Source organism: Microvirga zambiensis WSM3693, assembly GCF_016735695.1.
Lineage (GTDB): Bacteria > Pseudomonadota > Alphaproteobacteria > Rhizobiales > Beijerinckiaceae > Microvirga > Microvirga zambiensis.
The window spans coordinates 34,256-57,401 of sequence record NZ_JAERQD010000026.1 but is presented as its reverse complement, the minus strand read 5'-3'; the positions used below and the strand labels follow the sequence as shown (position 1 = coordinate 57,401).

Annotated in this window: 19 protein-coding genes and 1 pseudogene; 6 read left to right on the top strand and 14 right to left on the bottom strand. The window is 62.1% G+C overall.

Going from position 1 to position 23,146, the window contains the following annotated elements; genetic code table 11:
- The first annotated feature begins 22 nt into the window (after positions 1 to 22).
- Entirely contained in the window at positions 23 to 697 is a 675-nt protein-coding gene (locus tag JKL46_RS19480; protein ID WP_201836135.1) for an RraA family protein, read from the top strand.
- A 449-nt stretch (positions 698 to 1,146) separates the two neighbouring features.
- On the opposite strand, the gene JKL46_RS19475 is transcribed toward JKL46_RS19480, so the two are convergent.
- The 6 genes from JKL46_RS19475 to JKL46_RS19450 all read right to left on the bottom strand — a co-directional run bounded on the left by JKL46_RS19475 (position 1,147) and on the right by JKL46_RS19450 (position 6,674).
- Entirely contained in the window at positions 1,147 to 1,887 is a 741-nt protein-coding gene (locus JKL46_RS19475; protein ID WP_201836133.1) for an amino acid ABC transporter permease, read from the bottom strand.
- Between the two features lie 3 nt (positions 1,888 to 1,890).
- Positions 1,891 to 2,550: an amino acid ABC transporter permease gene (locus JKL46_RS19470; protein ID WP_201836131.1), complete on the bottom strand. Its 660-nt coding sequence runs from the start codon at positions 2,548 to 2,550 to the stop codon at positions 1,891 to 1,893.
- Between the two features lie 91 nt (positions 2,551 to 2,641).
- On the bottom strand, positions 2,642 to 3,496 hold the full coding sequence (locus JKL46_RS19465) for a transporter substrate-binding domain-containing protein (RefSeq protein ID WP_201836129.1): 855 nt from the start codon (positions 3,494 to 3,496) through the stop codon (positions 2,642 to 2,644).
- A 102-nt stretch (positions 3,497 to 3,598) separates the two neighbouring features.
- The gene (locus JKL46_RS19460) at positions 3,599 to 4,369 is read right to left on the bottom strand and encodes an amino acid ABC transporter ATP-binding protein (RefSeq protein ID WP_201836127.1); all 771 of its coding nucleotides are present in this window, start codon (positions 4,367 to 4,369) and stop codon (positions 3,599 to 3,601) included.
- 87 nt (positions 4,370 to 4,456) lie between these two features.
- Complete coding sequence (locus JKL46_RS19455) at positions 4,457 to 5,581, bottom strand: FAD-dependent oxidoreductase (RefSeq protein ID WP_201836125.1); 1,125 nt, start codon at positions 5,579 to 5,581, stop codon at positions 4,457 to 4,459.
- A gap of 85 nt (positions 5,582 to 5,666) precedes the next feature.
- Positions 5,667 to 6,674 (bottom strand): Gfo/Idh/MocA family oxidoreductase, encoded by a 1,008-nt coding sequence (locus JKL46_RS19450; RefSeq protein ID WP_201836123.1) that lies wholly within the window; start codon positions 6,672 to 6,674, stop codon positions 5,667 to 5,669.
- 355 nt (positions 6,675 to 7,029) lie between these two features.
- Here JKL46_RS19450 and JKL46_RS19445 point away from each other — a divergent pair, with 355 nt between their 5' ends.
- From JKL46_RS19445 to JKL46_RS19430, 5 genes and pseudogenes are all read left to right on the top strand, one after another.
- Positions 7,030 to 8,157, top strand: coding sequence for a LacI family DNA-binding transcriptional regulator (locus JKL46_RS19445; protein ID WP_201836121.1), 1,128 nt, complete (start codon positions 7,030 to 7,032; stop codon positions 8,155 to 8,157).
- Between the two features lie 67 nt (positions 8,158 to 8,224).
- Positions 8,225 to 8,629, top strand: a complete 405-nt coding sequence (gene gloA2 / locus JKL46_RS19440) for an SMU1112c/YaeR family gloxylase I-like metalloprotein (RefSeq protein WP_201836112.1) — start codon at positions 8,225 to 8,227, stop codon at positions 8,627 to 8,629.
- 567 nt (positions 8,630 to 9,196) lie between these two features.
- Entirely contained in the window at positions 9,197 to 9,877 is a 681-nt protein-coding gene (locus tag JKL46_RS19435) for an outer membrane protein (protein WP_201836110.1), read from the top strand.
- Positions 9,878 to 9,886: 9 nt separating this feature from the next.
- Positions 9,887 to 10,309, top strand: a complete 423-nt coding sequence (locus JKL46_RS36880; RefSeq protein WP_425493285.1) for a DUF6894 family protein — start codon at positions 9,887 to 9,889, stop codon at positions 10,307 to 10,309.
- Between the two features lie 48 nt (positions 10,310 to 10,357).
- Positions 10,358 to 11,515: pseudogene (locus JKL46_RS19430) on the top strand (alpha/beta hydrolase); the annotation flags it as partial.
- A gap of 416 nt (positions 11,516 to 11,931) precedes the next feature.
- On the opposite strand, the gene JKL46_RS19425 reads toward JKL46_RS19430, so the two are convergent.
- The 8 genes from JKL46_RS19425 to JKL46_RS19390 all read right to left on the bottom strand — a co-directional run bounded on the left by JKL46_RS19425 (position 11,932) and on the right by JKL46_RS19390 (position 23,115).
- Entirely contained in the window at positions 11,932 to 12,348 is a 417-nt protein-coding gene (locus JKL46_RS19425; protein ID WP_201836108.1) for a hypothetical protein, read from the bottom strand.
- Positions 12,349 to 12,486: 138 nt separating this feature from the next.
- Positions 12,487 to 12,987, bottom strand: coding sequence for a hypothetical protein (locus JKL46_RS19420; RefSeq protein ID WP_201836106.1), 501 nt, complete (start codon positions 12,985 to 12,987; stop codon positions 12,487 to 12,489).
- A gap of 263 nt (positions 12,988 to 13,250) precedes the next feature.
- A complete protein-coding gene (locus JKL46_RS19415) occupies positions 13,251 to 15,047 on the bottom strand; it encodes an adenylate/guanylate cyclase domain-containing protein (protein ID WP_201836104.1) in 1,797 nt (598 codons plus the stop codon).
- Between the two features lie 236 nt (positions 15,048 to 15,283).
- Complete coding sequence (locus JKL46_RS19410; protein WP_201836102.1) at positions 15,284 to 15,952, bottom strand: TetR/AcrR family transcriptional regulator C-terminal domain-containing protein; 669 nt, start codon at positions 15,950 to 15,952, stop codon at positions 15,284 to 15,286.
- A 139-nt stretch (positions 15,953 to 16,091) separates the two neighbouring features.
- Complete coding sequence (locus JKL46_RS19405; RefSeq protein WP_246529412.1) at positions 16,092 to 19,199, bottom strand: efflux RND transporter permease subunit; 3,108 nt, start codon at positions 19,197 to 19,199, stop codon at positions 16,092 to 16,094.
- On the bottom strand, positions 19,196 to 20,275 hold the full coding sequence (locus JKL46_RS19400; RefSeq protein WP_201836100.1) for an efflux RND transporter periplasmic adaptor subunit: 1,080 nt from the start codon (positions 20,273 to 20,275) through the stop codon (positions 19,196 to 19,198). Before JKL46_RS19400 ends, JKL46_RS19405 begins: the two co-directional genes overlap by 4 nt.
- Complete coding sequence (locus tag JKL46_RS19395; RefSeq protein WP_281399901.1) at positions 20,272 to 21,324, bottom strand: efflux RND transporter periplasmic adaptor subunit; 1,053 nt, start codon at positions 21,322 to 21,324, stop codon at positions 20,272 to 20,274. The genes JKL46_RS19400 and JKL46_RS19395 overlap by 4 nt, the downstream gene beginning before the upstream one ends.
- A 258-nt stretch (positions 21,325 to 21,582) precedes the next feature.
- Entirely contained in the window at positions 21,583 to 23,115 is a 1,533-nt protein-coding gene (locus tag JKL46_RS19390; protein ID WP_201836096.1) for a sensor histidine kinase, read from the bottom strand.
- Positions 23,116 to 23,146 lie beyond the last annotated feature (31 nt).

The following is a 23,146-nucleotide window of genomic DNA, read 5'->3' as shown; positions in this document are numbered from 1 at the left end:
AGTGTGAAAAGGGAGCACTAACTTGACCATCGGATTCAGAGTTCTACCCCGCCAGCGAAAGGTCAATGCGGACGTCGTGCAGCAGTTTCGCGAATTGCCCGTCGCCAACGTTAGCGATGTGATGTCGCGCATGACGGCTGCCGGTTCGCGGCTGCGCCCGCTCCACGCAGTCGGGATCCTCGCAGGCCCAGCGCTGACCGTGAAGACCCGCCCCGGTGACAACCTCATGGTGCACAAGGCTCTCCAGATCGCGGAGCCGGGCGACGTCATCGTGGTCGATGCCGGCGGCGACCTGACCAATGCCATCATCGGCGAACTCATGCTCGCCCACGCCGAGAAGATCGGCCTCGCAGGCATCGTGATCAATGGTGCGGTGCGCGACTACGGTTACATCCGCACCCACGAGTTTCCCGTCTTCGCGGCGGGCGTGACGCACCGTGGTCCGTACAAGGATGGCCCGGGCGAGATCAACGTGCCGATTGCCATCGATGGAATGGTCGTCGAGCCCGGCGACCTCATCATTGGGGACGACGATGGTCTGCTCTGCGTGCCCTTCGGTGACACATCCACGATCTATGCCGATGCCAAGGCAAAGCAGGCGGCCGAGGCCAAGACCATGGCGGCGACTCAGGAGGGCAATGTTTCGAAGCCTTGGGTCGACGAGACCCTGAAGCGCCTGGGATGCGAAGGGGTCTAAGACTCCCCTATCTGAACGACCGGCCGAAGCAGCCGGTCGTTTCTCTGGGACAATCCTACCTGACCAATTCACTGATCCCGCCGCCGGACCTCGGCTTGTTAGTCAATGCACTCCCATTCACGCATCCCTTGCGTTGAGCCATTACCTGCGAGACTCTCCTACGAGTCAGGCACGGTCTTTAAGCGCTATCGCGCAAAGGTCCGCTCATCCCAGCGTTGCGGAAGTTCGGCTTTCGTCTGCCTCGTGCCAACAAGAGACATTCAACGCACAGAACGCTACGACCCTGTTCATGTGACGTTGCCCTCTTGAGGCACCGAGAGCGTCGTGCGAGGAAGTGGGAACCGGTTCTTCGCGAAGAATGAAGCTTCATCAAAGAGGTCGGGCAAGCATTCTGATCCCGTCAGAATGCAATCTGCTCTGGAATGCGCGTGCGTCCGGCAGATCCTCGCTCAGGTCCTGATGTCCAACGGAGCTGTTGGGGCCAGAACCTGGGAGGGGTCCTTCCCGCGATCGACGCTTGGCCTATCGCGGCGGTATGGCTTCGCAAAATGCGCTTCGAGACGACGTCCAACAAACGCGATTGCCCAGCACAGCACGAAGTAGACAACCAGAATGGCGCCGTAAACGAGGTAAGCAGGGCTCCCGCCGCGGGCGATCGTCGTCTGTTCAATGAGGACTTGTGCCGAGCGCAGGAGCTCATTGACACCGAGGACCGCGCCAAGCGAGCTCGCCTGCACCAATCCGGTCACGAGGCTGATGTAAGGCGGTAGGATAACGGGCATGGCTTGAGGCACAACCACCAGAAGAAGTCCCTTCCAGCCGCCGAGCCCAAAAGCCTGAACCGTCTCCCATTGTCCTTTGGGGACCGCGGCGAGGCCTGCACGAATGATATGCGCGCCGTTTGCGCCACCCCAGACCGATACGCTGAGTGCGCTCGACCAGAACGGATTCAGCGAGATCCCGATATTGGGCAGGATGAAGTAGACGAGCAGCACCGTCACCATCAGGGGGATGTCCCGCAGACATTCCACGATGAGGAAGACGGGGCGGCTAAGCCATCGGGACGGCAGCGACAGGCCGGCCGCAAAGAGGATCGCGAACAGGGTTCCGCCCAGGATCATCACCAGCGACAGGAGCAGCGTGTTCAGGAGGCCGTCGAACAGGAAAGACCGAAACTCAAGAAGAAGCATTGACTATCTCCCTGCAAAAGGCCGATTGAGGCGATGCTCCAGTGCGTGCCCCAGACCGGACAGAGCAAAGACGCAGAGCAGGTAGATCACGCAGATGGAGAAAAACATCTCGATGGCGCGGAAATCATAGGCAATGCGATCGACGGCCACGAAGGTCAGTTCCACGAGGCCGATGGCCTGGAGATAGGCGGAGTTCTTGACCGTGGCCACGATGGTGTTCATCGAGGACGGCAGCGCCGCCCGGGCCGCCAGCGGGAAAACAACCAGAAGAGCATGATGCCAGCGTTTCAGGCCAAGGGATGCGGATGCATCACGAACACCATGGCTGACGGCAGCAAGCCCTCCGCGGAAGTTCTCGATCTGGAAGGCGCTTGCCCATAGGGTCAGCGCCACGACGCCCGACCAGAAGACCGACAGGCGCAGACCAAGGCTCGGCAGGCCATAAAAAATGAAGAAGATCTGCACGAGATACGGCGTGCCGCGGATGAACTCGACATAGCCGGTGACGAGATATTCAGCCGGCTTGAAGCCGCTCGTGCGCAGCGCAGCGCCGACGGCACCGATGATGCATGAAAGCAGGATGGCGAGACCGCTGACCATGAGGGTCATTTTGAGCCCCCTCATCAGGTCCGGCAGCGCATCGAGAATATAATTGAAATCCATCACATTCCGCCCTTGCTGAAGATGGTCGACCGAGCATGCGAGGTGCTTACGGGGTGGAGGATTTGGCCTCCACCCGGCCTCTCTCAGCCGCTCAGTTCGTGGCCGGCGGATCGGTCTCGAAGGACTTGATCATCTCCTTGGCGACGATCGGGTCGGAGACGTGGCTGGGCACCACCTGCGAGAAGAACTTCTCCTCTTTCATTTTCTTCAGGGCGGCATTCACAAAGGCCTTAAGCTCAGGCTCGTTCTTGCGGATGCCGACGCCGTTGAACCCGAGATCGACCTCCTCCTTGAGAATACGGAAAGTGGGATAGTTGCTGATCAGGGTCGCAATCGTGACCGCATCGCCCACATACCCATCGGCCCGACCCTGCTGTAGGGCCTGGATGTTATCTGCATTGGTGTTGAGCTGCACGAATTGGATGCCGGGAATGCGGTCACGCAACCATTTGAGCTGATTGCCGCCCTTCACGATCAGGATCGACTTTCCCTCGAGATCAGCGAGCTTCTGGACCGGGCTGTCCTTCGGCACGATGACGTTGCTGCCGCCCCAGTAATAGATGTCGGAGTAATCGATCACCTGCTCGCGCGGCGGGGTCTTGCCGAGGGTCGCGAGGATCAGGTCGATCTTGCCGCCGGTCAGAGATGGAATGCGCGCGTCGGTGGCGACGCAGCTCAGCTCCGCCTTGTCCGGGGAGCCGAAGGCATAGGTGCCGATCTTCTTCGCCATCTCGACCTCCACGCCGACCGGCTTGCCGTCAGGGCCGGAGGAGCCGAAGGGCGGGGAGTCGCACTTGACACCGATGCGGATGACGCCCGCATCCTTGATCGACTTCGGCAAGGCTGGAAGATCCTGCGCCGAGGCTGCCGTCGGCTGAGATGCGATGGCGGCGATGAAGCCCAATGATGCGATAGCGTAACGAAGCATGCTGATCTGTCGGTTCATGGATATTTCCCTTTGGATTTCTGGGTCTGGAGGTGCGAACGTTGACCGTTCGTCGACTTATTGCTGCGGAACTCGGCCGTCCGCGGAAGGGCGGTTGATCTCCTAGTGCAGGATCTGGCTCAGGAAGGCCCGGGTGCGGCTTTCCCGAGGGTTGCGGAAGAACTCGTCAGGAGGTGCCGTCTCCACGACCCGGCCCGCATCCATGAAGATCACGCGATCGGCGACCTGCCGGGCGAAGCCCATTTCGTGCGTGACGCACACCATGGTCATCCCGTCGCTGGCAAGCTGCGCCATCGTGTCCAGAACTTCGCGCACGAGTTCAGGGTCGAGTGCTGAAGTCGGCTCATCAAACAGCATGATCTTCGGGCTCATGCAGAGCGAACGTGCAATGGCAGCTCTCTGCTGTTGTCCGCCGGACAGTTGGCTCGGATAAAAATTCGCCTTGTCCGGAATGCGCACGCGCTCGAGATAGCGCAGCGCCAACGCCTCCGCATCCTTCCGCGACACCCCCTTAACCCACCGGGGCGCGAGGGTGCAGTTCTCCAGAACGGTCAGGTGCGGATAAAGGTTGAAGCTCTGAAACACCATGCCGATATCCTGCCGGATACGATCGATGCTGCGCTTGTTCTCCGTGAGCTCAATCCCGTTGACGATGATCCGGCCCTTCTGGTGCGTCTCAAGATGATTGATGCAGCGGATCATCGTGGACTTTCCCGATCCGGATGGACCGCAGACGACGACCTTCTCGCCTTTCCCCACTGTCAGATTGATGCCGTGCAGAACCTGCACCGTGCCGAACCATTTGTCGACGTTGCTGAACTCGACGCAGACATCTTGGCTGCCGCCGGTCGCATGATTGCTGGCCTGTCCCATGTCAGTCTCCCGGGCGTGTTGTCCTACGTTCAGCTTTGCTCAAAGGTTGGCTCTCCGCCTCACGCGGAGAGCCGCAGGCTGTCGCCGTTACGCAAACCGGTCGGGCCGGAACGTGGCGAGCAGAGGGCTCGCCTCCCCCGTGACAATTGCCCGGGCCAGCAATTCGCCCGTGATCAGACCCATCGTGGCACCGCTGTGGGTAAAGGCTACGAAATAACCCGGAACCGCCTTGAGAGCGCCGAGAACCGGTTCGCCATCCTTCGGCACGGGCTTCGGCCCAACTCCATATGAGGCGATTTCGATCTTAGGATTGTCGGCGAGCACCGCAGAGGCCTCCTCCGCGAGCTTCTGGACGGTCGCCTCCCGCACCTCGTAGGTCCCATCCGCATGGCGGACCACCTCATCCTCCGACCAGGCAGAGTCGAACACGATGGCGCCGTCAGGCGTGGGCCGCACAGCCACACGCGGCGTGTTGAGAACAGCCCGCAGACCAGTTTTGAGCGGCTTCGAGCGGACCAGAAGCGAGATCGGGGTTGCGTCCGGAATGGCAACGCCGACATCTGCGACCATCTTGGGGACGGCAGCGCCAGCGGCCACCAGAACGGCATCGGCCACAATCTGCCTGCCGCTCGACGTCGACACTCCTGTTGCTCGCCCGCCTTTGACATCGACGCTGGCCCGACCGGCATGCGTGACGATCTCGCCACCCAGCGTGGCAAACTCGTCGAGCAGCACGCGGATCAGGGACGGCAGGTCCACCCAGCCCTCTCCGGGATTGAAAATCGCGCCCTGGCGCGTGATCGCACGCACATCGACGCCCGGCGTCATGGCCGCGACCTGTTCGGGAGCAAGAAGCTGCGCGTGGTAGCCGATGCTCTGTTCGTGCGCGAACGCGTCGGTGATCCTGTTCGAACTGTCATCGGCATCCCACGTCAGACCTCCGTCGAAGCGCAGCCAGGGCGCGGCGGGATACCGGGCCGCCAGGGTGCGATAGCGATCGATGCCGATCATGCGCAGCTTGTGGTATTCGGCGGAGCGGAAACGAGCCGAGTTCAGCCAGGCGAGCGAGCGGCCCGAGGCTTCGCTCGACAATCCGCCTTCGGTTACCAACGTCACGCGAGCGCCCAAGCGCGCAAGGTGTACGGCTGAGGACGCCCCGAGAATCCCACCGCCGATGACAGCAACCCGCAAAGATGAGGATGGAGAGTTCACCAGATAGTTCCTTCTGTGGTTGTGCTCGTTGAGTGGTTCAATCTGTCAGCCCAGGAGACCGCCAGGCCGAGTTGTTGGAAGGCGATCAGGGGCGCTCCCATTTCTCGGTACGCGCCGAGCGGAAGAGAGCGTCAATCACACGCATGTTCGACACGGCGTCGGCAGTTCCCCATTCGAGAGGCTTCTCGCCGAGCACTGCCTGCGAGAAGGCATCGCCCTGCAAGGTGTACTGATCACTGGCGGGTATCGTGATGACGTCCCTGCCGCTGCCGGAGAGATCCCGCCCGTCATCGACCACGATAACGGCTTCCATGCCGGCAGGCGCATTGAACGGAATCTGGATTTCAATGCGCCCACGGGTACCGAGGATCTGCACGCGCTGGCATGGTACAAGCTGGGTCGCGGAGGTGAAGGTCAGCTGCCGGCCGCCAGAAAATTCCGCCAAGCCGCTGCTCAAGCGGTCCGTTCCCATCTGGGGATCCCTGTCAAACAGGCCGATCACGCGCTCCGGCTCGGCGTCAAACACGAAACGGGCCGTGTTGATGGCATAGCAGCCGATATCGTAGAGCCCTCCGCCGCCGATATCGGCCTGATTGCGGATGTTGCTCGGATCCGTCAGGAAATAGGAGAAGATTGTCTGGATGGCACGTACCTCTCCCAGGCGTCCGCTGCGAACGATCTCGCGCACACGCTGCCATTGCGGATGGAAGCGCACCATGAAGGCTTCGCCCACGAGCAAGCCGCTCTTCTTCTGAGTAGCCTCAATCTGCCGCGCCTCCTCGGCATTGAGAGCAATCGGTTTTTCGCACAGGACATGCTTGCCGGCCTCGAGCGCCTTGATGGTCAGAGGCGCATGCAGATGGTTCGGAAGCGGATTGTAGATCGCGTCGATGTCCGGATCTGCGAGCAGTGCCTCATACGACCCATAGGCCTTGGGAATCCCGAGATCCACGGCGGCTTCGCGGGCCCGCTCTTCGTCTCGGGACGCAATCGCCACAATCTCCGTGAAGGCTCCTGCCTTCATGGCCGGAATGACGTGCTTCCTGGCGATTTGGGCGGTGCTCAGCACACCCCACCTGACTTTCTTCGACACGGATCATGCACCTTTGCAGAGGGAGAACGAGCCAAACAGCACGGCTGCTGCGTAGCGCTGAGCGAATTGGCGGCTGGAGGCGGTCAGAAGCCCCATTGACGCGGCAAGCCGCCCGGGTGCGAGGGAAAACGCACGGCCATGCTGAAGCCGCCATACCGCTCTGGCACCAGCGTCACGGCCGCTCTGTCCTGTACTCACGTTACGACCTTGATCCACACTCATCTGGGTTTCCATTTCCGATGAACTAGACAAACTGGTAGTATGAGACCGGTTTCAATGCTATTTGAGACCGGTCTCATTTGTCAACAGGCGCTCTGCTTGACGATTCAACAGATTGCCTCTTAGGTCGGCGTCCATGAGCAACAAAATAGTCCAGAAGCGGTTGGTCACCCTCCAAGACGTCGCCCGTGAGGCGGGCGTCTCCAAGGCTACGGCCGCCAGGGTGCTGGGCAGCTACGGAACGGCTAGCCCAGAGATGAAGGAAAAGGTTCTTAATGCGGCGCGTGTTCTGGGCTATCAGCCGAATGAACTCGCCCGCAGCATGACGACGGGCCGCTCGCGAACAATCGGTGTTATCGTCGGTGACATCGAGAACCCTTATTTCGGGCAGGCCGTCCGTGGCATCAGCGAAGTGGCGAGCGCCGCAGGGTTCGACGTCATCCTGGCCAATTCCGGGGAAGAGGTCGGCAGGGAGCAGGCCGCAGTCCAGGTGCTTCTCGGCAAGCGGGTTGACGGCCTGATCATCACACCTGCATCTATGTCCGATATCCAGCATCTGGAAGCTGTGCAGAGATCAGGCAGGGCCCTCGTTCTGCTGGACCGCGCCATTCCAAAGCTGAAGGTCGACAGCGTCATCACGGACGACAAGGCCGCAGCCGCACTGGCCACGCGCATGCTGATCGAGGCAGGACACAGGCGGATCGCCTACATCACGGCGACGGCTTCCGATGATCCGATCTACAGGGGACCTCAGCAGATCAGCTTGACAACCGTGATGGATCGCATCAACGGTTTTCTGGCAGCGTCCGCCGCGGTGGGGATCAAACATCCCGAGCAATATATCCGCCTGGGAGCATCGCGTCAGGGAGCTTCGGGGCGAATCATCGCCGATCTTCTCTCGATGCCACATCGTCCGACTGCCATCCTGGCATCGGACAACGTGGTCGGGCTTGAGGTATTCAAAGTCATCCGCAACCTGGGCATGTCAATCCCCGCCGATCTTTCTCTCATCGCCTTCCACGATGCAGACTGGACCAGCGTAACAAGTCCGCCAATCACGGTCATCTCACAGCCGGTCTACAATCTCGGCGTCGAGAGCGCGCAGATCCTGATCAAGCGCATCACCGGAGCAGTCGGGGCGCCGAAGCGACTGGTGCTTGCCACGGAACTGATCGAACGGCAGTCGGTCGGCGCACCGCCCGCTCCTCAGGATGACGAGAAGAAGGTAAAGTCCCGGCCGGTTGCGAAAGCGGTCGCGGGATAGGCTCGTGCGACAAGCATGAGGCCATGTCCCCACTTCACTGATCGACAGCCACGCATCCGAGGTATTCATGCTGAACGCCATTCACCATGTCGCGATCATCTGCTCGGATTACGAGCGCTCGAAGCAGTTCTATTCTCAGATCCTGAGACTCCCGGTCATTCGCGAGATCTGGCGCGCAGAGCGGCAATCCTGGAAGTGCGATCTTCAGATCGGCTCGGCCCAAATTGAGCTTTTCTCGTTTCCAGACCCGCCGCCCCGCCCGTCCCGACCGGAGGCCCGCGGCCTGCGCCACCTCGCCTTCCGTGTGCAATCCCTGGAGCCGATCATTGCACGTCTGGAAGAATTTGGGATCGTCGTCGAGCCGATCCGCATCGACGAGCACACACAGCAGCGTTTCACCTTCTTCGCCGACCCTGACGGGATGCCCCTGGAACTTTATGAAGATAGCGATGAGGGTTTAAGAACATCCTGACGCCGTACCATGGACAACATCCTAGGTTCAGCAGCATCCCTACCGCTTGAGGTTGGGATTGGACACCTTCACCGCCGTGTCGGCGGAAATAAGTGACGGCCCCCCAACTTCTGCATCGGGTCAACCTGAGTAGTAGCGGATATCGGTGCGAAGGTCCGCTCATCCCAGTAGTGCGGAAGTAAGGCTAAGGTCAGCCCCGTGCCATTAGCGGTCATTCGGGCATCGCCGGATGGTTGCTACGCCACCGACGCCTCTGTTGTGATCTCTCACCGCGGGCCATTGACAATTTAAGAGCAGAGACCAACCGCCTGTTCGGTCGTTCAAGCGTATCCTGACGACCGAAATATACGAAATGTTCTCTCAGATCGCCTTTCTCTATGGCATGGCCCTCATGCTGGCGATCAGCAAGGTCTGAATCATTGATGTCATTTCCCAATCGTAAGGTGAAAAACAATATATTGGACCCGAATAGCGTTTGCGGCGAAGTTTGCCTGGCATCTGAATGAGGTCGATGCCCAGCGCACCCGCACCTCCTGATGTCAGTCCATCTCACTGAAAGGATAAGAAATGAGACGGGGACCCAACGCTCACCTCGCCGCCCTGGCTGTTGCGGGCACCCTCGGAACCGCGGCTCACGCGGCCGACCTGCCGGGCCGCATGGCTCCTCCGGCTCCGGCCGTGGCGGCTGTTCCGGTCTTCACCTGGACCGGCTTCTACGTTGGTGTGAATGCCGGCTACGGTTGGAACGCCAATGACGATGATGTGGTGATCAACGGAGCGACGTACGAAGTCGACGACGAGGGTGGCTTCGTCGGCGGTGGTCAGATCGGCTACAACTACCAGATCGGCTCCTTCGTCCTCGGTCTCGAGACGGACATCCAGTACGCCGACATCGGGGGCGACACCAGCATCCCCGGCCTCGACAGCGACGACGATGATGAGAACTGGTTCGGCACCGTGCGCGCCCGCGCAGGTTACGCGTTCGATCGCGCTCTGGTCTACGCCACCGGTGGCCTGGCTTATGGCAAGATCAGCAATGACCTCGGCAAGTCGGATGACACGAGTGTCGGCTGGACCCTCGGTACCGGTGTCGAGTACGCCTTCACCGACAACCTGACTGCCAAGGTCGAAGGTCTGTACGTCAATCTCGAGCAGGATGACGACGACCTTCCCGTCATCGCGGGCAGTGACGAGACCGAGATCGGCGTGATCCGCGCCGGCCTGAACTACAGGTTCAGCACCTACTGAACGACTCACGTGCAGCAGGAGCGGCGCCCGTCGCTGAGCCGACCGTTGCACCCGGCTTGCATATTCCAGGCCGAATGCTTGTTTTTTCCGTGTTCGGCTTCAGTCTCAGAACCAAGCGACTTTGCTTCTTCAAGCACAGCCCAATTAGCCGATTGCCAGGATCAGTCCGTGCGCTGCTATTTCCATCTTGTAAATGACCAGGAACTCTTAGCCGATTCATACGGCATTGAGGTCACAGACCTCGCGATGGCGCATGCTGAGGCTCTCCGGGCGATTCAGGAACTGCGGCAGGAAGATCCATCGCTGGAGCATGACTTGATCGGCTGGAGCTTGGTTGTTGCAGACGGTGCAGGAAAGTCTCTCCTGTCACTTCCTCTCGGGGGATCAGTGCAGTCGGACCTGGCGAGTAGATTAACCTCGTGCCTGAACTAAGACACGCCCGCGTAACCTGATCATTTGAAACAGCAGATAATGACACCGATGGTCAAAGCCTCAGGGGCGTTCCCAACGCCAGGCGTCCTGCAGCAAACCCTGCGCCTTGCCGCCATCATTGCCCTTTGCATGGGTGTGATGGGATGCGCGGGCTTGCCCAAAGGGGTTCTGGCGCCGGTTCCGGCAACCATTCCAGGCGCCTCACAAGTGAACCTTCTTGTCGCGACCACGCGGGCGCCAGCGTCGGATCCAGCGGTTCTGTTTTCTGGAGAGCGTGGTCAGGGATTGTACACGACCGAGATCACGGTCTCCATCCCTCCGGAGGGGAACCGGCAGGTCGGACAGGTGCAATGGCCGAAGCGCCTGCCTCCAGATCCTTCGACAGAGTTCGCGACGACAAAGGTCAGGAACCTGGCCGACCTCGGCGAGGTTCGTGGATGGTTGAAGCAGCATCTCCCGCGCAGCCGTCGCGTCCTGATCTTCGTGCATGGATTCAACAACCGCTATGAAGACGCGGTGTACCGCTTCGCTCAGATCGTGCACGACTCCCACGCTGATGTCGCGCCAATCCTGTTCACCTGGCCCTCGCGGGCCAATGCCCTCGATTATGCCTATGACCGGGAAAGCACAAACTATTCCCGGACGCAGCTCGAAGAGGTTCTGCGGCGTGCCGCTCAGGATCCGTCCGTCGGTGATGTCACGATCATGGCCCACTCGATGGGAAGCTGGCTGGTGACCGAGGCCCTGCGTCAGATGGCGATCCGGGGCGGCCGCGTCGCGCCAAAGATCAGGAACGTGATTCTGGCGTCGCCGGATCTCGACATCGATGTCTTTCGCCGTCAGTCGCAGGAATTGGGTCCGTCCCGCCCGAAGCTCACGCTCTTCGTATCCCAGGACGACCAAGCCCTTGGGCTGTCGCGCTATATTGGCGGCGATGTCGATCGGCTCGGCCAGATCAACCCGGCGGCCGAGCCCTATCGGTCCGAACTGGAGAAGGCCGGTGTAACGGTCCTTGATCTGACAGCCCTCAAGAGCGGCGATCCCCTCAACCATGGCAAGTTCGCGGAACGTCCTGAGGTGGTCAGGCTGCTTGGCGAGCGACTCGTGTCCGGGCAGACAATTACGGATGGGAAGATTGGCGTCGGTGAGCAGTTCGGGATCATGACGGCGGGAGCATCACAGACGGTAAAAAGTGCCGCTAACTTGTTCAGTCTCCGCTGATCGTTTTGTCACGCTCAAAATTTTGCTGATAGGTTCAGGAAGTGACTTGGCCCACTAAGCATCATAGTGCTGTCATTCCCGCAATCCAAAAGGTCTTCGATGTATCAGCGGAAAAAGCCCTGTCGTGATCCGCGCGACAACGAAATAGAGTTTTTGAGAGAACTTGCCCGCGGCCCCAGGACTGTCATCAGGGGACCTTTGGGCCTGTGTCTCAAGAGAGGCTGGTGCGCACGAACTCCAAGTGAAGGCGCGAGTTCATCCGACCTGAACGGACCTGCTCTCTATGCCATCACGCCGGAAGGAATGGACGCTCTCAGGCGGGCGACGGAGCGGGTCTAGCCATCGTGCGGAGCTGGCGATCCGCGTCAGCAAAAAGTGGACTCCTCTGTATGCCCGATGCTCTAGCGGCGAGTGCGCAGTTCCGTGACGGCGGCAGACAGACCCACTCGGTACTTTTCGAGCAGCAGCGCCATCACGTTGCCTGCTCCTGTTCTCCCAATTCTCCCAACCAGAAAGCTGCTTAGCCTATCCTCCCGTGTCTGGCAGCGCTCAAAGGCAGCCATTGCAAGAACCTCTGAATCCTGCCGCAAATGGATCCTGTCTCTAACGAACGAGGCGGCGCAAGCCTGCCATTGGTCGTTCAGAGTCCTTGCTTCCTCATAGACGACGAGGGGATCGAATTCGTCGGCAAAGACAGGAGGCCCTGCAACCAGTGAGGCGATCATGGAGCAGACGAGAAATCCAACGCGCCAGCCAGTCTTGGGAGAGCGGATGGATGGATTAGCATCCTCGCGATGTCGCCTCATGAACAATTGCATTCCGAATACCTGTCCGTGCCCCACCCGGCCTTTTGGGGATTGAGCAAAAAATGAAAACCCATTGCCGCATCGCCGGCGTGATCCGGGCTCCTATGCCGCTGCCCAGATACGCGGTGAAGGCGACCCGCGACTTTACGGCTACTCGCCGCGCTTCACACGAATCCATTCGTGCTTAAGGATACCTTGCAGGACTTGTGTGATATCGCGGCTGATGGCCTCGATGCGGTCCTCGACGCCATCGTCCAGCAATGGAGAGCGAAGCTGGTCGATCCCCTCCTTCATCAAGGTATTGAGCTGCTGATGGTCCTGCTCGAGCGGGTTGAGCATGAGCTCGATCTTGGAAACGGTCCGCAACAAGTTCTCCACGCGCCTGGAAAGCTCGGGATCCCGTGCGATGATGAGACCCGTCGGCTCCTCCAGCGTCTGGCGGAACGCGGCCGCGATCAGAAGCTGCGAGTTAAGGCTCGCCACAAGGTCCCGCATTGCGTCGATCCATTTCTGGCGATTGACCGACAGCACGTTGGCCTTGAACTCGAACTTGGCGATCCGCGTGTTGACGAATGGCCCAGCGATCGACGCGATCATTGCCGTCGAGGCCGAAATGAGGGTGATCCATTGCGGGTTAAGATCCATGGCCATCCGCCTCTCTCGTGGTAATGGTCACGACCGGATCCAAGGTGACGGTGCTCGTGGTTATGGACATCAATCCATCCTGTGCAAAGGCATGGAGAGGAATAGACGGGGACAAATTCCCGGTCCAATATATTGTTTTTGGCCTAATGATTGTGAAAATATATCAACAGATGGATCCAGCTTTCGCGATCCAGACTGTAAAGCGCGAGCGCACGGCAAGCCGATTCAGGGCCTAGGTGTTTGCGGGTCTAATAGGGCTAAAGTGATGCTTAAGTGAGCCGGTAGATCCCCATTGTGCCATCTCTCTCCCGCACCTCGCGTCGGGCCCAGAATACGGCCTGCCCGGGTTCAGCCATGCCAGAGTGAACACTCTCAGTGATCAATGTGATCACGTCGCTGTCATCTTGGACGTCTTTCCCAACCTGCTCCAGGCGCTGCGCGATGTTAACGGCATCACCGACGAGCGTGTAGTTCATCCGGCTGGGAGCCCCGATATTCCCCACGAGAGCAGGGCCCGTGCTGATGCCGATCCTCACCCGGAGAGGAGCGAGGCCGCTTGCCAATCGGGCTCGGTTGTCGGCGTGAACCTTGGAGGCGATCGCCCGTGCGGCCCGGCAGGCCCGTTCAACGTGGTCGGGTTGCTCCTCCGGTGCCCCCCAAAACGCCATGAGGCTGTCGCCGATGTACTTGTCGATCGTGCCTCCCTCGGCCTCGACACAGGCGCCGACCAGAGCGAAGTGCGAGTTCAGGAACTTTGCCGTTTCGGAAGGGGACAGCCGCGATGCCATTCGTGTGAAGCCGCTCAGATCCGTGAACATGACGGTAACATCACGCTCATAGGCGTTGGCGAGATCGTCCTGCCCCTGCGCGATAAGGCGATGAACAAGGCGTTTGGGCAGATACAGTTCAAACCAGCGAAGAGCTGCAACCATGGCGTTTAGCGCCTGGCTCGCTGTGTCGAGTTCCAGGATCCGGCTGCGTGAGAGAACGGGGGCTCGGTCGAACTCGAGCATCCGGACGGCTTCTGTCACGCGAACGAAATCACGGATCGGATGGGCGAGGCGCCGACCGACCGCGATCGCGCTGAGCACGGAGACGAGCAGGAGCCCTAAGCCGGTCAGCACCATCGTCTGCAGTCGCTCCGCCTCCTGCCCGGCGTCTGAACCGGGCAAAGCGGCGCCAATGATCCAGGGCTTGTCACCGAACCCTGCGATCCGGCGGTACATGTAGATGAAGTAATCGCCTGAGAATGGAACGATATGCCCCTGGTCCGTCGACCTCAGAGGCAGATTCAGCGGTTGTCGCTCAGCCGACCATATCGCTTGCAGAACGGCGTCGTCGACCTCGCTGAGGAGCGGCAATGGGCGCTCGCGTGCCCCTGGTGGGGATCTGCTGGCCAGGGCAGGGTGAGCCAGCACCGCGTCCTCGCCGTGGAGGATGAATGCTCTCTGCACGGGCGAGGAGATCTCGGCGACGTATCGGGAGAGCTCGGTGACCTCAATGGCCGGGACCAGGAGTCCGATGAGGTCTCCGTCACGATGCACGGGGACGATAAACGGGATGATTGTCTGCTGAAACGGATGGCTCCAGACGGGGTCCCTCCATCCGGCATCCTTGCCGGCGCGCACATCCGCGAAGAGCTTGATGATCTCGGGCGGGCCGGACCAATCCTCGATGATGAGACTGCCATCTCGTCGCTCCACCCGCACGACCTCCAGGTTGGCCCGAATGAAGCCGATGCCGGTTACCTGCGGTGTTGCGGCAAGGGCAGATCTGAGGGCGGTTTCGAGCGCTCTGGCATCCTTGATGTCGAGCTGCCCCCGATCAATCGAGGTCTTCAGATACTCGGCTTGGGCCACGACGTGGCCAAGATGTTGCCGGACGCGCTGCTCGATGGAGGACAGAATCAGGTCGGCCTTATCGGCCAGAAGCTCGCCCGTGTTTCGCCCTGCGCCCCCGAGGCTTACCACGAGAACGGAGCCGACGGCGAGGAGCATCAAGCCCCCGAAACTGATCGCCAGAAGCGTGCTGAGAGAGAAATAGCGTGGGGAGATACGCTGTCGCATGCGGATCTCGGGTTTTTGACAGGGGGATTGTTGCTCCAACGGAGCGGACCGGGCAAGGGCTTCCAGCGTCATGGTCTCGCTACGGAGGTTGTGTACAGGCTTCTAACACTTGTCCCCTCAGCCTGGACCTCGGCGTTGGCTAGCGGAAGAACGCGACATAGAGCGTGCCGCAAGAGATTGACATGGTGATGATGAGCGCAAACCACCTGGACATCATGCGTCTCAGTCATAGCGGCTCATGAGGCCTGCTCCCCCGCCGTGCGGCCGGTATCCCGCCGGATGTCCGAGTTTCGGAGAATGTCCTCGACCACGGCCGTGCATTCCGCTTCTGTCAGGCAAGGTTTGTGGGGCACCAGAACGCGCTCCATCACGTGCGCCATGCACTGCCTCGCGAACTCCTCTGCCGCGGCACGGCTGCTGCGGATCCGAAGGTTGCCGGCAGTCGCTCGGAGATCGAGATAAGCTGCGATCTGCTTCGCAGTCTGGCCCAGACTGTTCCGAAGGAACTCTTCTCCGAGCCCGGGAAACCGGCCGAGGGCTCCGATGATCAGGCGCAGGGTGGCGATGGTGGCCGGATTGTTCAGGGTTTCGAGAACGGCCAGCCCGATCTGACGCAGGGCGGAGCACGGGTCAGGGTCGTCCTGGTCGACGGACGGCAATGCCCGTGCGATCCTCTCCGCTTCCGCGGCGATCAGCGCTCTGAACAGGGCGTCCTTGCTGTCGAAGTGGTGATAGATCGATCCTTTCGAGACGCCGGACTGATTGATGATCTGGTCGATGCTGGTGCCCGCATAGCCGTTCAGGAGAAAGACCTGACGCGCGCCGTCCAGGATCTGACGCTTCGTGAGCGTGCTCCTGAGATCATGCGGGCGTTTATCGCTGTGAGGCGGATTGTCGTTGGGCACGGGGCTTTGCTCCTCTTTGGCATGCAGTGGAGGGTGGCCCCGGCGGCCGCAAGCCGCCGGGGCGGGGAGGCGTTCGCATGGGCCGGGTGCGCGGGACAGGGCCGCAGTCCGGAACGCCCGCCAATCGGGTTAGCGCGGTCTATGCCGGCGCATGCGTCTTCTCTGATTCATGCGCCGCCTCAGGGGCTGGCACCGTCGTATGGGGTCCGGAGGGCGCCTTGATGCGGAACCAGGCCACGTACAGCGCCGGCAGGAACAGAAGGGTCAGCAGCGTGCCCACGATGATGCCCCCCATCATGGCGAAGGCCATCGGTCCCCAGAACACTTCGGATGCGATCGGGATCAGCGCCAGGCTCGCCGCTGCCGCCGTCAGCAGGATGGGCCGCGTCCGGTGCATGGTGGCGTCGACCACGGCCTCCCATGGATCCCAGCCCTCCCGCAGGTGGTCGTCGATCTGCACGATCAGGATCACCGAGTTGCGGATCAGGATGCCGACCAGCGCCAGCACGCCGAGGATGGCCACGAAGCCCATGGGAGCCCCGCTCGGCAGCATCGCCGCCACCACGCCGATCAGCCCGAGCGGGGCCACCGCCACCACCAGGAATAGCCGCGAGAAGCTCTGCAACTGAACCATCAGGATCGTCGCCATGATGAACAGCATGAGCGGGACCACCGCCATGATCGGCCCCTGAGACTTGGCGCTCTCCTCCACCGGGCCGCCCACGGCCACCTGGTAACCGGCCGGGAGCGTGCGGATGAACTCCTGCACCTTGGGCTCGAGCTGCTGGACGACCGTCGCCGGCTGGGTGGCATCGACGATGCTGCCCCGGATCGTGATCGTCGACAGGCGGCTGCGGCGCCAGATCACCGGCTGCTCGAGCTCGTAATGGAAGGTCGCGACCGCCGCCAGCGGCACCGACTGGCCATTCTTGCCCGGCAGCTGCAGGTTCTGGAGCGTCTCGATGGACCGCCGCTCGGCGGCACGGGCCCGGGCCACCACGTCGACCAGATAGATCGAATCGCGCACCTGGGTGATGCTCGTGCCGCCCACAACGCCATTCAGGGCGCCGGCGATGTCCTGCGAGGTCACGCCGAGCTGGCGGGCTTTGTCCTGGAGCACGTCGACCTTCACCACCCGGGCGGGCTCGTTCCAGTTGAAGCCGATGTTGGTGACCCGAGGGTGCTCGCCTACGACAGCCGCGAGCTGCTGGGCCAGGTCCCGCACCTTCTGGACGTCCGGCCCGCTGAGCCGGTACTGCACTGGGCGCCCGGCCGGCGGCCCCATCGCCAGCAGGTCCACGTACACGTCGAGGCCGGCAAACTCCTCCCGGGCCCAGGTCTTGATCTTGGCCCTGAGGCGCTCACGGGCCTCGATGCTCTTGGTCACGATGACCATCTGACCATAAAATGCATTCGACGGCTGCGGGTCGAAGGAGAGAATGAACCGCACCGCGCTCTGGCCGACATAGGACGACCAGTGTTCGATGTCGGGATCGCCCGCGAGCTTGGCCTCGAAGCGGTCCATCTGCGCCTTCGTGTCGGTGATCGACGCGTTCTGCGGCAGGTTGAAGTCGACCAGGAGCTCGTTGCGGTCCGAGGACGGGAAGAACTGCTGCTCGACGAACTTCATGCCGTAAAGCGAGACACCGAACATCACCACCGTCACACCAATGGTCAGCCAGCGCCAGCGCATGGCACCGTCGAGGATGCGCGAGAACATCTTTCCGAGGCGGCCCGGTTCGTCGTGATGCTTCTTCATCGTCTTCGGCAGCAGCGTCACGCCGAGCAGGGGCGCGAACAGCACCGCGACGATCCACGACAGCAACAGCGAGGTTGCGATCACCACGAACAGGGTGAAGGTGTACTCGCCCGCGTTGCTGGTGTTGAGGCCGACCGGGATGAAGCTTGCGACGGTGACGAGCGTGCCGGTGAGCATCGGGAACGCCGTAGAGGTGTAGACGGCGGTGGCCGCCTTGCGCAGCGTGTCGCCGGCCTCCAGCCGCGCCACCATCATCTCGACGGCGATCATCGCATCGTCAACGAGAAGGCCGAGCGCGATAATGAGGGCGCCAAGCGAGATGCGCTGCAAGGAGATGCCGGTATACTGCATGACCACGAAGGTCATGGCCAGCACGAGCGGGATCGACAGCGCGACCACGAGGCCGGCCCGCACACCGAGGCTCACGAAGCTGACCACCAGCACGATCACCACGGCCTCGAACAGTGCCTTGGTGAAGCCGCCAACCGCCTCCTCGACCACGACGGGCTGATCGGCCACGAGGTGGACCCCGACACCGATGGGCAGTTCGGCGGTGATCTTGGCCATCTGCTCGTGCAGCGCCTCGCCGAACTGCAGCAGGTTGGCACCGGTCTTCATGCCGATGGCCAAGCCAATGGCGGGCTGGCCGTTGAACCGGAACAGCGCCTGCGGCGGGTCGAGGTAGCCGCGGCTGATGGCGGCAACATCGCTGAGGCGGAAGAAGCGGTCGTTGATGCGCAGGTTGAGGTTGCGCAGGCTCTCCTCCGAGGTGAACTGTCCCGTCACCCGGACGCTGATGCGTTCGGGACCAGCCTGGATGACGCCGGAAGGCGTGATCGCGTTCTGGGCCTGGAGCGTCTGCATGACGTCCTGCTGGCTGATGCCGAGGGCGGCCATCTCGCGCGTCGAGAACTCCAGGAAGATCACCTCGTCCTGGGCGCCGATCAGGTTGACCTTGCCAACGTTCGGCACCGTGAGAACCTTGGTCCGCACGTCCTCGACATAGTCGCGCAGCTGGCGCTGCGTCAGCCCGTCCGCGGTGAAGGCATAGACGTTGCCGTACACGTCGCCGAAGTCGTCGTTGAAGACAGGACCCACGACACCTTGGGGAAGCTCCCGTTTGATGTCGTTGACCATGTTCCGCACTCTCACCCACACGCCCGGTACGTCGCGGCTTCTGACCGTGTCCTTCAGGTTGACATAGATCACGCTCTGGCCCGGCGTGGTCTGGCTGCGGGTGTAGTCGAGCGAGTCGAGTTCCTCGAGCTTCTTCTCGATCCGTTCGGTGACCTGGCGGGCCGTATCCCCGACCGTGGCGCCGGGCCATTGGGCAGCGATCACCATGGTCTTGATGGTGAAGGAAGGATCCTCCTCGCGCCCCAGGTTGACGTAGGCAAGGAAGCCAGCAACGGCGGAGATGATCATGAAGTACCAGACGAGGGAGCGGTGCTCGAGCGCCCAGTCGGACAGGTTGAAGCGGCTGTTCATTGCGAGGCCTGGTCTGCGATCTTGACGGTTTGGTTGGGGGTCAGGCTGTTCACGCCGGCGCTGACCACGCGCGTACCGCGGGTGAGCCCGTTCAGAACCCTGATGGAGGATCCGTCCCGGGCGACGATCGTCACGTCCCGGGTCGACACCGTCCCAGTGACCGGATCGACGACCCAGACCATCGTCTTGCCGTCCCGCTCCAGCAGGGCCGAGTCGGGCAGCTCGATCCCCGCGACCGCCTCTGTCGTAACCGAGGCGGTGATCGTTGTTCCGAGACGGAAGCTCTCGGGTGGTTTATCGAGGGTGACCCTCACCCGCCGCGTCCGGGTGGCCGGATCCGCCTGTGGCGCGATCTCCCGCACCGACCCGGCCGCCTGCACCGAGGGATCGAGCTGAAGAGCGACATCGAAGCGGGCCTCCGGCCTGAGATCCCGCCCGATGCTCTCGGGCAGATCGACGACCGCCTCCCGGATGTCCGGGCGAGCCACCGAGGCGACCGTTTGTCCCGGCTGGACCACCTGCCCGAGTTCCGCCGCGGTGGCGGTGACCACACCGGCGAAGTCGGCGCGAAGCTCGGTGTATCCGAGCTGCTCCTCGGCCTTGTCGAGGTTTGCTCGGGCGCTCGTGACGCCGGCCTCCGCAGACTCGCGGGCCTGCCGGGCGGCATCATACTGGGCCTGGTTGGCAATGCTCTGCTGCAGCAGCATGCGCTGACGGGTCTCCGCCGCGGCAGCATTCTCGAGGCGGGCGGTCGCGCTGGAGAGGTCAGCCTGCGCCGATCTCACCGCCAGCTGATAGGCAAGGGGGTCGAGCGTGGCCAGGCGCTGCCCCTTCTTGACCACGTCGCCCACATTGACATCTCGGCTGACGATGCGCCCGAGCACCCGAAAGCCCAGGTCGGACTTGTACCGGGGCTCGACCGTTCCGGCGAAGCCCACGGTCCGCACAGTCTGCGGGGCAACAACGACGGTGAGCACGGGTCGGGGTGCCGGCGCCTCGGGATGGTGCTCTTCCTGGCAGGCGGCGAGCAGGCCGACCACACTCAGGGCGGCCACGGATATCAGAATAGGGTTCATGAGGCCGCTCCTTCGGGGAATGCAACAACTTGGTTGGGCCGCAGGAACTGCGCTCCACCGGTCACGATGATCTCTCCAGGTTGGAGTCCCCCACGCACGACCACCTTTCCGGTCTCGTAGGCTTCAACGGTGATTGGCCTCAGCGACACGGACTTGCTCCGGGGATCGACGGTCCACACGGCCGGTCGACCGTTCCCGCTGGAAAGCGCGCCCCACGGGATCACGACGAGCCTGCGGGTCTGGAACCGGCCCTCGCCGATGACGGCGGCGCCGAGTGTCATATCTGCCGGCGGATGCTTGATGGCGACCTTGGCCCTGACAGTTCCGGTGGCCCGGTCCACGGTCGGGGAGATCTCTCGGACGGTGCCCGTTGCCATCACGGCCGGGTCGGACACCAGCGTCAGCGCAATGGCGGGATCAGCGAGTTCGCGGGTGAAGATCGATTCGTAGACATTGAACACCGCATCGCGCGGCCCGTCCTGGGCGATGGAGAAGATGGTCTGGGCCACCTGCACGACCTGCCCGGTCTCGGCCTTGCGGGCGGTGATGACCCCGGAAACGCCGGCCCGCAGCACCGTATCGGACAGGTGGTCGCGGGCGGTGCCGAGCTGGGCCCGGGCGGTATCGAGTGCAGCCTGCGCCGTACGGGACGCTTCCTGCGCCTGATCGTGCTCCCGCTTGGTTGTGAAGCCTTGGACGAGCAGCGCCTTCTGGCGCTGGTAGGTGGAGGTCGCTTCGCGAAGAACGGCCTCGGCGGACTGGACGGCGGCCTCGGCGGCGGTCAGCGTCGCCTGTTGCTGCTGCGGATCGAGCCGGGCCAGCACCTGGTCGGCGGTCACGTGGTCGCCGACGTTGACCAGGCGCTCGGTGATGCGGCCACCCACCCGAAACGACAGGTCGCTCTCGACCTGTGCGCGAATTTCGCCGGTCAGCTGCACCATCGGGGCATAATCGGTCAACTTGGCCGTCTCGACCTGAACCACAATCGGAGGATTCTCCGGTCGGCTGGTCTGCTGCTGGCAGCCGGCCAGGCCTGTCACGGCAACCATTGCCAAGCAACAGACTGATTGATGCCATTGACGACTGCCTGCCATGGCGTGCTCTTTCCCTGATGTCCTCGGGAACCATTGCCCATAAGGATGGGATAGGCTTGTTACAGGTGCCGGTCCAATATATTGTTTTTTTGTTTATGATTGGAAAAATATATCGATCAGCTGAGGTTGAAGCCGGTATTCGCTTGCCTGCTGGATCTGTCGTCCAAAGGCGACAGCGCCGGGGAGCCGTAGCTCACCCTGTGCAGGCGATCATCACCGCGCCACACCCACCAAGGCAGCCTCCACCCGAACGCGCAATCCTTCCGGTGCGAAGGCCACCTCAACCTCACCGCCGAGTTGACGGCTGAGCACGCGCTCCAGCAGCGTTGTTCCGAAGCCCTTGCGGTCTGGCACCGCTACAGGGGGCCCGCCTTGCTCCACCCACTCCAACCGGATCTTGCTCTCCCCGACGTCCGCGGCAGGCAAGCTCCATGTGACCTGAACGCGTCCCTGCGGACTGGACAGTGCTCCATACTTGGCCGCGTTTGTCGTCAGCTCATGCACCGCCATCCCAACAGCCAGTGTCAGATGGGCAGGCACGTCCAGGTCCGGTCCGGTGAGGATGACGCGTGTGCCGGTCTGATCGTCATAAGGCTCGAGCTCACTGCGCAGGATATCCCGTAGCTGCACGCCTGCCATTTCGTTGTCGAACAGGAGCGTGTGGGTCTTTGCGAGGGACATGATCCTCTGGGTCAGGGAGTCCCTGAAGTTCTTGACCGAGGGCGCGTTGCGGGCCGTGGAGTTCACCAGGGCCTGCACCGTGCTCAGGGTGTTCTTCACCCGGTGATGGAGCTCGCGCATGAGCAGGGCCTGCTGCTCCTCCAGATGCTTCTTCTCGCTCATGTCGGAGAACATGCCCAATGCACCAGAGACCTGCCCTGACTCGTCACGCAGGGCGCTGGTGGCGGCCAGGACAGGGATGGCCGTACCGTCCTTGCGCCGGAAGCGGATCTCGAACTGCTCGGTCTCGCCGGCAAGATTGCGGCCGACCCGCTCGCGGTGGTTCGGCTCGTCCTCGGGGAAGGTGAACTCCAGCGCCGGACGCCCGGTCATCTCGTCCGGGGTACAGCCCAGCATGGCCGCCATGCGGGCATTCACAAACTGCGTCCGGGCATCGGCGCCGATCAGCCAGATCCCCTCGTTGGCGGTCTCGACAATGGTGCGGAAACGCGCCTCGCTGGCACGCAGGGCCTCTTCGGCGAGCCTGCGGTCATGGATGTCGGTGGTCGTCCCGGACCACGCCGTGATGGCGCCTTCGGAATTCCGTACCGGGATGGCCCGGGTCAGGAACCAGCGGTGCTCGCCGTCGTGGCGACGGATGCGGGTCTCGATCTCGAAGTTCCGTCCGCTCTGCCGCGCGGCCGTCCACGCCTCCCAGCAGCGGGTCTGATCATCGGGATGGAGCACCGACAGCGGCCAGCGGCGGGCATTCTGTCCGGGCGTGATGCCGCAGAAGCGGTACCACTGGTCGTTGACGAAGGTCGTCGTGCCGTCCGGAGCCGCGGTCCAGACGATCGACGGGATCATGTTGGCAAGGGAACGGAAACGAGACTCGCTTTTGTCAACGAAGTCACCCTGCTTCGAGAGCAGGTCGATCGGGTCGCTGCGAGAGAGCAGGATCCCCTTGTCACCATCAATATGAGCGAGCTTTGAGGTGTCGATGACGCTCTGGCCGGTCAAGCTTTCTTTAGCTGGTAGTGCAACGGGCTTGTTGTCGTCGGTGAGTGAGCGGGAGATCATGGACATCAATCTATCCTGTGAAGGCAGGGATAGGGAT

Bases quoted from the DNA above. Each gene is read 5' to 3' on its own strand.
- JKL46_RS19475 (WP_201836133.1), bottom strand. From the start codon at position 1,887: ATGCTTCTTCTTGAGTTTCGGTCTTTCCTGTTCGACGGCCTCCTGAAC.
- JKL46_RS19470 (WP_201836131.1), bottom strand. From the start codon at position 2,550: ATGGATTTCAATTATATTCTCGATGCGCTGCCGGACCTGATGAGGGGG.
- JKL46_RS19465 (WP_201836129.1), bottom strand. From the start codon at position 3,496: ATGAACCGACAGATCAGCATGCTTCGTTACGCTATCGCATCATTGGGC.
- JKL46_RS19460 (WP_201836127.1), bottom strand. From the start codon at position 4,369: ATGGGACAGGCCAGCAATCATGCGACCGGCGGCAGCCAAGATGTCTGC.
- JKL46_RS19445 (WP_201836121.1), top strand. From the start codon at position 7,030: ATGAGCAACAAAATAGTCCAGAAGCGGTTGGTCACCCTCCAAGACGTC.
- gloA2 (WP_201836112.1), top strand. From the start codon at position 8,225: ATGCTGAACGCCATTCACCATGTCGCGATCATCTGCTCGGATTACGAG.
- JKL46_RS19435 (WP_201836110.1), top strand. From the start codon at position 9,197: ATGAGACGGGGACCCAACGCTCACCTCGCCGCCCTGGCTGTTGCGGGC.
- JKL46_RS19425 (WP_201836108.1), bottom strand. From the start codon at position 12,348: ATGCAATTGTTCATGAGGCGACATCGCGAGGATGCTAATCCATCCATC.
- JKL46_RS19420 (WP_201836106.1), bottom strand. From the start codon at position 12,987: ATGGCCATGGATCTTAACCCGCAATGGATCACCCTCATTTCGGCCTCG.
- JKL46_RS19415 (WP_201836104.1), bottom strand. From the start codon at position 15,047: ATGCGACAGCGTATCTCCCCACGCTATTTCTCTCTCAGCACGCTTCTG.
- JKL46_RS19405 (WP_246529412.1), bottom strand. From the start codon at position 19,199: ATGAACAGCCGCTTCAACCTGTCCGACTGGGCGCTCGAGCACCGCTCC.
- JKL46_RS19400 (WP_201836100.1), bottom strand. From the start codon at position 20,275: ATGAACCCTATTCTGATATCCGTGGCCGCCCTGAGTGTGGTCGGCCTG.
- JKL46_RS19395 (WP_281399901.1), bottom strand. From the start codon at position 21,324: ATGGTTGCCGTGACAGGCCTGGCCGGCTGCCAGCAGCAGACCAGCCGA.
- JKL46_RS19390 (WP_201836096.1), bottom strand. From the start codon at position 23,115: ATGTCCATGATCTCCCGCTCACTCACCGACGACAACAAGCCCGTTGCA.